The organism is Treponema sp. (assembly GCF_017430385.1).
In the GTDB taxonomy this organism is placed as follows: domain Bacteria; phylum Spirochaetota; class Spirochaetia; order Treponematales; family Treponemataceae; genus Treponema_D.
This window is the reverse complement of the sequence record NZ_JAFRNB010000064.1, coordinates 1-9,857: the sequence shown is the minus strand read 5'-3', so window position 1 is coordinate 9,857 and position 9,857 is coordinate 1. Positions and strand designations below refer to the sequence as shown.

General features: G+C 45.1%; 11 protein-coding genes and 5 tRNA genes. 5 read left to right on the top strand and 11 right to left on the bottom strand.

All coding sequences use genetic code 11. The features are described 5' to 3' along the window. Nucleotides 1-2: 2 nt before the first annotated feature. The 5 genes from IJJ71_RS04530 to IJJ71_RS04510 form a co-directional block, all read right to left on the bottom strand. Nucleotides 3-74 (bottom strand) — tRNA-Gly (locus tag IJJ71_RS04530). Between the two features lie 19 nt (nt 75-93). Further along, nucleotides 94-173, bottom strand: a tRNA-Leu gene (locus IJJ71_RS04525). 60 nt (nt 174-233) lie between these two features. Continuing rightward, a tRNA-Lys gene (locus IJJ71_RS04520) sits at nt 234-306 on the bottom strand. Nucleotides 307-324: 18 nt separating this feature from the next. Next, nucleotides 325-398 (bottom strand) — tRNA-Arg (locus IJJ71_RS04515). Between the two features lie 46 nt (nt 399-444). Beyond that, nucleotides 445-516 (bottom strand) — tRNA-His (locus IJJ71_RS04510). 187 nt (nt 517-703) lie between these two features. On the opposite strand from IJJ71_RS04510, the gene IJJ71_RS04505 reads away from it, so the two are divergent. From IJJ71_RS04505 to csrA, 5 genes are all read left to right on the top strand, one after another. Further along, the gene (locus IJJ71_RS04505; RefSeq protein WP_296845576.1) at nt 704-1,174 is read left to right on the top strand and encodes a hypothetical protein; all 471 of its coding nucleotides are present in this window, start codon (nt 704-706) and stop codon (nt 1,172-1,174) included. A 23-nt stretch (nt 1,175-1,197) separates the two neighbouring features. Next, nucleotides 1,198-3,066: a flagellar hook-associated protein FlgK gene (flgK, locus tag IJJ71_RS04500; protein ID WP_296845575.1), complete on the top strand. Its 1,869-nt coding sequence runs from the start codon at nt 1,198-1,200 to the stop codon at nt 3,064-3,066. A 101-nt stretch (nt 3,067-3,167) separates the two neighbouring features. Beyond that, nucleotides 3,168-4,415 (top strand): flagellar hook-associated protein 3, encoded by a 1,248-nt coding sequence (locus tag IJJ71_RS04495; protein ID WP_296845574.1) that lies wholly within the window; start codon nt 3,168-3,170, stop codon nt 4,413-4,415. A 93-nt stretch (nt 4,416-4,508) separates the two neighbouring features. Next, entirely contained in the window at nt 4,509-4,952 is a 444-nt protein-coding gene (fliW, locus tag IJJ71_RS04490; protein WP_296845573.1) for a flagellar assembly protein FliW, read from the top strand. Further along, nucleotides 4,952-5,173 (top strand): carbon storage regulator CsrA, encoded by a 222-nt coding sequence (csrA, locus tag IJJ71_RS04485; protein WP_294427714.1) that lies wholly within the window; start codon nt 4,952-4,954, stop codon nt 5,171-5,173. The genes fliW and csrA overlap by 1 nt, the downstream gene beginning before the upstream one ends. A 243-nt stretch (nt 5,174-5,416) precedes the next feature. Here csrA and tsaB read toward each other — a convergent pair whose 3' ends face one another. The 6 genes from tsaB to fliD form a co-directional block, all read right to left on the bottom strand. Further along, nucleotides 5,417-6,094: a tRNA (adenosine(37)-N6)-threonylcarbamoyltransferase complex dimerization subunit type 1 TsaB gene (gene tsaB / locus IJJ71_RS04480; protein ID WP_296845572.1), complete on the bottom strand. Its 678-nt coding sequence runs from the start codon at nt 6,092-6,094 to the stop codon at nt 5,417-5,419. A gap of 14 nt (nt 6,095-6,108) precedes the next feature. After that, nucleotides 6,109-6,543, bottom strand: coding sequence for a tRNA (adenosine(37)-N6)-threonylcarbamoyltransferase complex ATPase subunit type 1 TsaE (gene tsaE / locus IJJ71_RS04475; protein ID WP_296845571.1), 435 nt, complete (start codon nt 6,541-6,543; stop codon nt 6,109-6,111). Then, nucleotides 6,540-6,812: a hypothetical protein gene (locus IJJ71_RS04470; RefSeq protein WP_296845570.1), complete on the bottom strand. Its 273-nt coding sequence runs from the start codon at nt 6,810-6,812 to the stop codon at nt 6,540-6,542. Before IJJ71_RS04470 ends, tsaE begins: the two co-directional genes overlap by 4 nt. Before the next feature lie 39 nt (nt 6,813-6,851). Continuing rightward, nucleotides 6,852-7,955 carry a PilZ domain-containing protein gene (locus tag IJJ71_RS04465; protein ID WP_296845569.1) on the bottom strand — a complete coding sequence of 368 codons (1,104 nt, stop codon included), beginning with the start codon at nt 7,953-7,955 and terminating at the stop codon, nt 6,852-6,854. Beyond that, nucleotides 7,956-8,546 carry a hypothetical protein gene (locus IJJ71_RS04460; protein ID WP_296845568.1) on the bottom strand — a complete coding sequence of 197 codons (591 nt, stop codon included), beginning with the start codon at nt 8,544-8,546 and terminating at the stop codon, nt 7,956-7,958. A gap of 103 nt (nt 8,547-8,649) precedes the next feature. After that, nucleotides 8,650-9,857, bottom strand: a 1,208-nt coding sequence (gene fliD, locus IJJ71_RS04455; RefSeq protein WP_296845567.1) for a flagellar filament capping protein FliD, incomplete at its 5' end; no start/stop codon positions are given.

Genomic DNA, 9,857 nt, shown 5'->3' with positions numbered 1-9,857 from the left:
AGAGCGGAAAACGGGATTCGAACCCGCGACATCCACCTTGGCAAGGTGACGCGCTACCACTGCGCTATTTCCGCAAAAATCAGCTAAAAGCTATGCGAGAGAAGGGACTTGAACCCTTACGCCGAAGCACTAGATCCTAAGTCTAGCGTGTATGCCAATTTCACCACTCTCGCGTTAAACTCGGCATAAGCAAAGTGCCGCAATTCCAATTCTCATCAAGCTTTGTGCTTGAATGAGCGACCGGGGGCTCGAACCCCGGACCCACAGATTAAGAGTCTGTTGCTCTACCAACTGAGCTAGTCGCCCGAATTATCAGTTAAAATATGCGTCCGACACGGATCGAACGTGCAACCTACGGATTCGAAGTCCGTTACTCTATCCAATTGAGCTACGAACGCATTTTTATGTTAATGCTGCCTTTGACTCAAAGCCTAGAGCAGATTGGGTGCCTGATGGGGCTCGAACCCACGACAATCAGATCCACAATCTGACGCTCTACCACTGAACTACAGGCACCATGTAACTGATGTGTGATAATATATCAGAAACGTGGTAAAAGTGTCAAGCGGTTCACAATGAAATTTTTAAAAAAATTTTTTCTTTAGTTTTTCATTTTAATCTAAACTATTTTTTCCATATTCCGATAATCAAAAAGAATAAATCTAGGATTTGGCGAAGATGTCATTTCCATTCGGGGATTTTCATGGCTGAAGAGAATATTGAGCAGAAAGATACTATTATCGCGCACAAAGAGAATCTTGTTTCTGTTATGCAGGAAGAGAATGCCCTTTTGGACAAAATCTTGGAGCAGCAGACTGTCCTGCATGATTGCGTGAGGGATAAGGACTGGGAAATGCTCAACCGAAACATCGAAAATCTCCAGACCTTAAGTGATCAGTTCGTGGAGCTTGAGGAAAAACGCATGGAGCTGAGCGCGAACATCGACTTGGCAAGCGACGAGACTATCTCGCCGGTTCTGAGCGAGGTCAGGGGAAAACTTCAGAAATCGAAGGTGGAGAACAAGGTTCTTAATGAATACATTTCCACCACGAGAAAGTTCCTGCAGGGCGTGTTCGATTCGGTAGTTCCGCAGAGAAGGAATGTTCTTTATTCGAACAAAGGGCAGATTGTGAAACCAGAGCTGAGCAGCGTAGTGCTCAACCAGATGATATAGTTAATAAATAGAAGGAGAATGTTATGGCAAACTCATTCGCAGCGATAGAAATTGGAAAAAGAAGCCTCATGGCTCACTCGACTCAGATTAATACGGCTGGTCACAATATCACTAACGCCGATACTGAGGGCTATTCTCGTCAGCGCGTTCAGATTAAGACATTTGACCCGCTTTATCGACCTGATTTGACCCGAGAGGAGCGTCCTGGACAGGTTGGACAGGGTTCTTCTGTAGAGAGCATTAACCGTCTTCGCGACGAGCTGCTTGACCAGAGAATCGTGGCTCAGAGCAATCAGGAAACTTACTGGACTACGCGTGAAAAATATTACACGATGATTGAGCAGGTTTATAACGAGCCTGATGAAATCAGCGTGCGCACAAATATGGATAAATACTGGCAGAGCTGGCAGGAACTTTCTGTTTACCCGGAGAGTCAGGCTGCACGCCAGGCTGTTGTTACCCGCGGTGAGACTCTTGCCGAGAGCATCCAGCATCGATATAAGGCTTTGAGCGGAATCGGAACGCTGATTAACGGCGACATCGATGCCACTGTAAAGCAGATTAACACAATCACAAAGCAGATTGCCGACATCAACGGTGAAATCGTAAAAGTAAAGGCAATGGGCGACAATCCGAACGACCTGCTTGACCGCCGTGACTTGCTCGTTGAGAAACTTTCAGGACTGGCCAACATCACAACGGATATCCGCGATGACGATGAATTCATGGTTCATCTTGAGGGAAATATCCTTGTTCAGGGACATATCGCACGAAATTTTGAAGTTGAGCCGATGACAGACAACAACGGTTACAGCCGTGTAATCTGGAGCGACACAAAAAATACAGTTCAGGTTTCTGGCGGCACTTTGGGAGCTTTGATTGAGCTGCGTGATGTTGATATCCGCGAGCAGGTTCAGTCTTTGAACACAGTGACAATGAACTTCGCTGACCTTGTAAATGATGTTCACCGCGCTGGAATCGGCATGAACAATGTCACAGGCCTTGATTTCTTCGTTCAGCATCCGTTCGTAACAAGCGTTAACGGAAATTATGACCGTGACGGTGATGGTGTTGACGATCATTCATATCTTTTCAGATTTACAGGAACGAATTCCCTCAATCCTCAGGAAAAACTTGGTCTTGAAGGCGAGATGAAGCTTTCTGGAAAGAACGGAACAATCACAGTTCCATACCATGCTACAGATACAATCGAGGAAGTCGTTGCCCGAATCAATGACAGTGACGGTGAGGTTAAGGCTTATCTTGACCGAAACAACCACCTTGTTCTTAAGGCAACAACAGCAAAAGAAATGGAGAATCCGGATTTTGTAATCCGCCATGTCGAGGATAACGGAATGTTCCTCACAGGTTATGCCGGAATCTTGAACGGAAGCGGGGCAGAGAATGCTTATGATTTTGCTCAGGCTGACGCTTCAAACGCTCTCCGTGGTGAATTCTCTGTTTCCCCAGTTTTGAACCCAGCCGGTTATGTCGCTGTTAACGAGGCTATTAAGGGCGATGTTCTCAGTGTTGCGGCTGCATATCCGAACAATCAGGGCAAATCAATGATTGGTGATGCTCGCGCTGCTGTTGAGATTGCTTCAATCCGCAATACAAGCGTGATGATTGGAAAAGACCGTACTTTCGACGATTACTTTGCAAATTCTGTCACAAATGTAGGCTTGAAAGGCGAGCAGGCTGAGATGAACATGCTCAGCCAGAACGCAATCATGGACGATCTGCGAAATCTCCGGGACTCAATCAGCGGTGTAAACATCGACGAGGAACTTGCTGAAATCATCAAGTTCCAGCACGGTTACAATGCGGCGGCAAAATTCGTAAGCGTAATCGACCAGATGCTCGACACTGTAATAAATCGACTTGGAGTATAAAAATAACCACAGATTACACAGATTAACACCGATTCTATTTTTATAATCTGTGATATCTGTGTAATCTGTGGTTTATATAAAAATCATGGAGGATTTATCTTATGCCAACAAGAATCAGTTCACAGCTGAATAATAATCAGACTCAGTATAACCTGCGCCGACAGGAAGTTAAGCGGGCAAAAATTGACAATCAGATTGGAACTCAGTCAAAAATTTCTGCCTTGCGCGATGATCCTGTTGCTGCCGGACATCTGGTAAAATATCAGTCTTATCTTACCCGCGTAAATAATTTCGAGAAAAATGCCGCCACTTTGAGTGACCAGTTCCTTTATCGCGAAGGCTACATGACGAATTCCCTTGAAATCATGCAGCGAGTGCGCGAACTTGCCGTAACTGGTGCAAACGGCGTTTACACAAAAGATGATATGCGAAACATGGCCGTTGAAGTAAACGAGCTTTTGGGTGAGTTGATTCAGAATGCCAATGCTGTCGGTCCTGACGGAAATTCAATCTTTGCGGGAACGAATACGAATACACGTGCTTTTGATGTTGACATGGGGGCCGTTGAAGGCTCAACTGTTCCGCTCATTTCTGCCGTTCACTACAATGGAACGATTGATCAGAATCTTGTCGAAGTAGACGAGAACAAATATATTGCCGTTGATAATGCCGGAAACCGAATCTTCTGGGCTGAGAACCAGAGGCTTTTCGGCGGACGGGATGCGCGCGAATGGCAGGCTCAGGAAGATTCTGTAATCAGCGTTGACGGTCAGAAAATCATCGTTGAGACAGGCGACAATGCATACGCCCTTATTTCAAAAATCAATTCGAGCGGAGCTGCTGTAAAGGCTTCCCTTGATCCGATAACACATGGCCTTAACCTTACGACAACTGATGCACGCCAGCTTTGGCTTGAGGATTTGAGCGGTTCTGCTCTGAACGAACTTGGAATCATCAAGGACAAGAGCCAGCATCCTCCGTACAATATCGGCGACTCAGTTCGCGTTTCTGGCGGCTCACTTTTTGATGCCGTAATTGCTTTCCGTGATGCGCTTTATGCAGGTGATGCCGAGGCTGTTGGCGGACGAATCCTTGCAAGCCTTGATGCTGGAGTCAACACTCTTGTAACCCGCGTTGCAAAATCAGGAAGCGAATATGAGCGTCTTCAGAACGATATGACTCGGAACGGAGCCGTTGCACTCAATGTCACAGGTCAGATTTCCCGTGAGGGCGATTTGGACTTGACAAAAGCCATTACAGACGAAAAAATGCTTGAATACACCCAGAACGCAACGCTTTCAACAGCCGGAAAAATGTATTCTTCAACACTTTTGAATTATATGAGATAAAATTAGACGCGGATAAATGCGGATATACACAGATATCAAGATATCAGCGCGAATCTGTGTGCATCCGCGTCAAAAATGTCATGGAGAAAAATCATGGAAGTTAAAACAAAGACAATGGGAACTGTTTCGGTCGATGAAAAAAATATCATTGAATTTCCGAACGGAGTCCTGGGATTTGAAGATTTTCACAAATATGCTCTGATTGAGTCGGAGTACAAACCTTTTTACTGGATGCAGTCGCTTGACGAGAGCGGGCTTGCTTTCCTTATCGTTGACCCTTTCATCATCGCTGAGAAATACGAGCTTGATGTCGATGACAAGACTCTTTCTGAGATTGATGTCGAGTCTGCCGCAGATGTAATCGTGTGGGCGATTGTCACTGTTCCTGCTGATGGCGGACCAGTTACTGCAAACCTTCAGGGGCCTGTCGTAATTAACAAAAAGAATAATCTTGCCCTGCAGGTAATCCTTGCCGACACAAAATGGACAACAAAATACAATATCATCAAAGCCCTCAAAGCTAAGGGGGCAAAATAATGCTTATTCTCTCACGAAAAGTTGATGAAAAAATTAAAATCGGAAATGATATTTCGATTCAGATTATAGGAATTTCAGGCGACCAGGTAAAAATCGGTGTTGATGCACCAAAAACCGTAAAAGTGTTCCGTCAGGAAGTTTACGATGACATCCAGCGACAGAACCGTGAAGCCGCATTGGGAAGCACGGCACTGGACGCGCTTGCAAATCTTTTGTCATAATATGGGCACCACCGCCAGAAGGCGGTCGGGCTTTGCACACTTCCGCGCTAAGTGCGCTCCATACCGCCGCAAGAAATCTTGCTCTGGTACTGCTTCGCAGGTGTTCCAATCCCTGGTGCGAAATTAATGTTGGCTTTCCAATTTAATTTCTGCCTCGGATTTTTGCGACATCCATGTCGTGACGAGTTTTTTTTGCAAAAAACTCGCGGTTAACCTGCTTTGTGCCACCTCCATGCGGCGAAATTACTTTTGGCTTTCTAATTTAATTTCTGCCTCGGATTTTCTGAGGTACACAGGGCCGTCGTAGTCTGCGAGCGGCTCTTTTTTTTGCTCGATCATGCTTTCGGCGATTGTGAAGAGCGAATCTGATGGTACTGGCTGTGAAGCGTATACTACGAGATTAAGGCTGGAGTCAATTTTTTTAAGCTCCTCTGAGAAAACAGCCGCATCCGGGCCGCACAAAAGAATCTTCTTGCTCTTGTCGAGTTTTGCGGCTATGTTTTCGGCCGTGGTGTCCTCTGCTTCGGAAATTTCTTTGACATTTTCATAGATTGCCGCGAAGAACTGGTCTTTTTTTGCATCGATTACGCTTACTACAAGGCCGTCGAAGTTTTTGTATGGGAAAGCGTAGACATCGAGACTTGGAATGCCGTAAACCGGAACATTGTGAGCAAGCTCGATTGCTTTGAGCGCAGAGAATGCAAGACGCAAGCCTGTGAAAGTACCAGGGCCACTTGTGAGGGCTGTGTATTCCAAATCTGCTGGCTTAAGCTCAACTTGACCGAGAATATAATCAATTGAAGAAAGCAATTTCTGAGACTGCTTCTGCCCCAAATCAAGCGAGATACTTGCTTTAAAATCATCATTTTTGGCGGCAATGTGCATGCAGCTTGCCGCACAATCAATTACGAGTGCTTTCATTTTATTCCTGAATCTTAGTTTATTTCACCGTAAGGCCAGTTTTCGAGAGTGATGTTGCGCTCTGTCGTGCCTTCAACCGGTTCTATCTTGAGAATTATAGTCTTTTTTGGAAGTTCGTCCATCACTTTTTCGCTCCATTCGATGAGCGACACACCGTTTCCATACATCAAATCCTCGACACCGAGGTTGATGAAATCTTCGCCACCTTCAAGACGATAAACATCCATGTGATAGAGAGGCATTTTGCCTTCGTATTCGGAAATGAGACAAAAAGTAGGGCTCGTGATTTCGTCCTTTACGCCGAGAGACTGCGCGATTCCTTTTGTGATTGTGGTTTTGCCCGCCGCGAGAGTGCCCTGCATGGCGATGATGTCGCCTTTTTTGAGAAGAGAGCCGATTTTCTTCCCAAGTTCAATCGTTTCTTCGGCACTGGCTGTGTGAAATGTCATGGACACGGAAGCACACCTTCTTCATCGGCCTTGAGTATATATGTTTTGAGAGCGGATTTTACCGGGATGAGGGGGTAGTCAATGTCCTCACCTGGGTCGATGTCAACATAGAGCATCTTGTCGCCCAAAGGTCCTGTCTCAATCGTGAAAGAGATTTTAATGTCAATTGTTTTAGAAAGCATCTGAAGCTTAGCTATAGCCGCGTAATTGCGGCGGTAATAAATATAGCTAGGATCAGGTACAATCTGATTAAGTTCCAAAACCTGCATATCTTAAATTAACCTATAAAATGCAATCCGTCAAGTTAATTATTCATCAAACTTGTAGACCATCGCCTGGATTCTGTTGGTGACTTTCACATCAATTTTTATGAATTTAATGTGAAGAATATATATTCCATCGCTTCGTTTTGTTGTGCGGACTATAGTTCCAACGGCGTTGTCGAGCTGCTTTCCATTGAACTGTCCTTCAATGAAGATGTGCTGCTCAGCTTTAATCGGCAATGTTGCAATAAGACGGCATCCACCGGTTGAAATATCCTCAAGAATTCCTTCGTAAGCTTTTTCTGAAGGAATGTAATTGAGTCGCTCTGTTTTGCCGCTTCCTTCGACCACGACTTTGACCGAATGGAATTTGCAAGGAATGTTAAGTTCTGCTCGTGCCTGCTCTCGTTTCTGCAAAGGTGAAACTTTGTCAGAATGAACGACAACCATCTGATTTTCGTTGTCTTTGCCGTTCTGATAGCGTACTACGCGGGTTTCGACATTGTAAGGAGTGCCGTCTTCAAGCTCAAAAATGAAGTTGACTTTTTCGAGTGCCTTTGGAAGCTCGTCCTGTTTGAGCGTAGGCGGAAGAGTCAGGATCATTGCCTCGGAATTGTTCTCCGCCATCTTGAGCTTGTGGTGGAAGCCTTTTGCGAGGGTGAGCGTGAATACTGTCTGGTCGGCTATGTTCTTTGAGTTTTTGACGAGTGACTGCTGCCTGTATGTCTTGAAAATCTTCTTCTGGAGATTGAAAAGGTGTGCCTTTCCGACCTCATCATTTACGCGGTCGAAAGTCTTGAACTGCTCCTTGAAGAATTCTGACATGGTGTTGTAGTCACGGACAATAAACTTGATGTTCGGTGTTTTGTGATTCTTGCAGATTAAGCTGAGGACATCCTTTTCTTCTTTTACGAGTGAACAATGTGCGCTCAGCTCGTTCAAGTCTTTTACCGAAGTAGGGCGGTTCTTCTTTTTTTCAAGATATGCAGGCGAATTCAGGTAGTTTGTGATAGCTTTTGAGATTATGTAAATTGTTGCAATCACAAAAATAATGGCAAGAAGAATGAGTATTACTGAAAATACATTTACTTCAAGTCGTGCCTTGAGAGGTGAGCCTGATTGAAGCAGAAATATTGATAAGTTGATCATTTATAGCTCCTTGATTGTGCCGGCGATTAAAAGAAGCCTCGGACTGATTTCGTATTCAGCAAGGTCGCCCATAAGAACCGTGTCTTTTGATGCGATTGCCTGCTCAAAATCATTGAGAATCCCGGAAAAGTCCTGGAAGAATTCATTTATAGTTTTGCCGTCGATGGTGAGTTTTTTGTATATGTCCTGGAAAAGCGCGGAGAGGGTCGCCGTATGGCAGAATTTTTCGATTAAATCCGCGAGTTTTGTTATAAGGGTTGAGGCCTCTTTGTCCTTTCCGCTCTGCAATTTGACCGGAAGCTCCAGAAGCTCGTTTGAAAGTGCCTCACATTCTTCTTTTTGGCTTTGGAAAGATGCGAGAATTTCTGCCTTTGTGACGATTGTAAGTTCCAGCTTGGTACTGTCAGTGATTGGCTCTGAGAAAATTGACTCAAATTCTTCGGCACCGATGTTTTTTCCGTTAAGGACGATGTGAATTGTCGTGGCATCATTCTTTGCACATTCGGTTTCAAAGGATTTCAGCACATCACCGATTGTCTTTTCGTTTTCGAGAACGATATCAAGTTTTTCGTTGTTGACATAAAAATCCATAAAAAATCCTTACCCTTCCGATTCCTACTATTATAGCATGATAATCGCTGGTTGTCGATTCTTTTTTATTATCGGCATGATTTATGGACCAGTTTATTGCTGTTTACTGAGACCTGCCACCGTTTGCGAAATTCTGTATTGTGTTCGACTGTGAGTTAAGGTTGTTGAGAGTGCCTTCCATCTGGCCGTATTTGTTTCGGAGCTTTGCCTCTTTTGAGCTGAGCTGACCTTCCAGACGGCGGATGTTTGCTTCGGAAGCCTTGATTTTTGTGTCGATTCCGCTGTTCTTGCTCGCTATGATTCCGCCTGACTGAACCCAGCTTGTGAGCTGCTTGTCAATCGCATAGCCGATTCCTGAGTCTACGACCAAATCCCCGTCCGAATCGTAGCCGAAAAGATTCTTGATTTCATCGATATGCTCGTCCAATGCTTTGTCCAGCTGCTTTTCGTCAATTTCAAGGTAGCCTCGCATCTGGCTTGCGACATATCCGCCCGTGCTGCCAGAAGCCCGGCTTGAAATTCCAATCTGGTTGAGCATTGTGAGTGTGGCTGTGTCTGACCATTTGTAATTTGCGGTGGTGATTGCCCTGAGCGAAGATTTTCCGTTTGTGAGCGAGAAGTCGTTCTGGAACATTCCGAGCTTTTTCTGAGCCTCTTCTTTTTCGGCATCAGAAAGATAGTCAAGCTCCTCGATGATTTCAGGCTTGTTCTCGCTGAGAATCGTCATTTCGGCAAGAACCTGATTGTAGCGGCCGACGAATTCAATCAAAGAATTCTTCGCGCTTTCTTTGTCGCTCGTGATGTCAATCGTTGCAGTTTCTTTTGTCGGTGCCTTTACATTGAGCGTGACATGTGGAACTACATCGTCTATTTTGTTGTCAGGCCGGGTGATTGTAATCCCTTCATATTTGATGATTGCATCTCCTGCCTGAGAAACAGGATTTACAGGAGAGTAACCGAGATTCTTTTTTTCGTCGTAAGTTGAGAACTGGGAGATGTTGATTTGCGTGCCTGTGTTTCGGTTGCGCACGACAATGCTTTCCAAATCCGGGTAATTTTTGAGCTGCAGTGCGACTGTTTTTTCGCCTGTTTCTTCGTCAATCCTAAGTCCTTCCGTTGGAATCTGAATTTCGCTTCCGTCCTTGTTGTGGACAAAGAAATCTTCGTGACCTGAAATCGGAATTAGCGGTTCCTGCGGAACTGGAGGAAGGTTTGTCTCTGTCTGCTCGTTGTTTACTGTGATTGTCTCGAATGTGACGTCTCCTGCTTCCGGGAGTTCCGGGCGGGTAGTGCGCTTGATGTTGAGTTCTT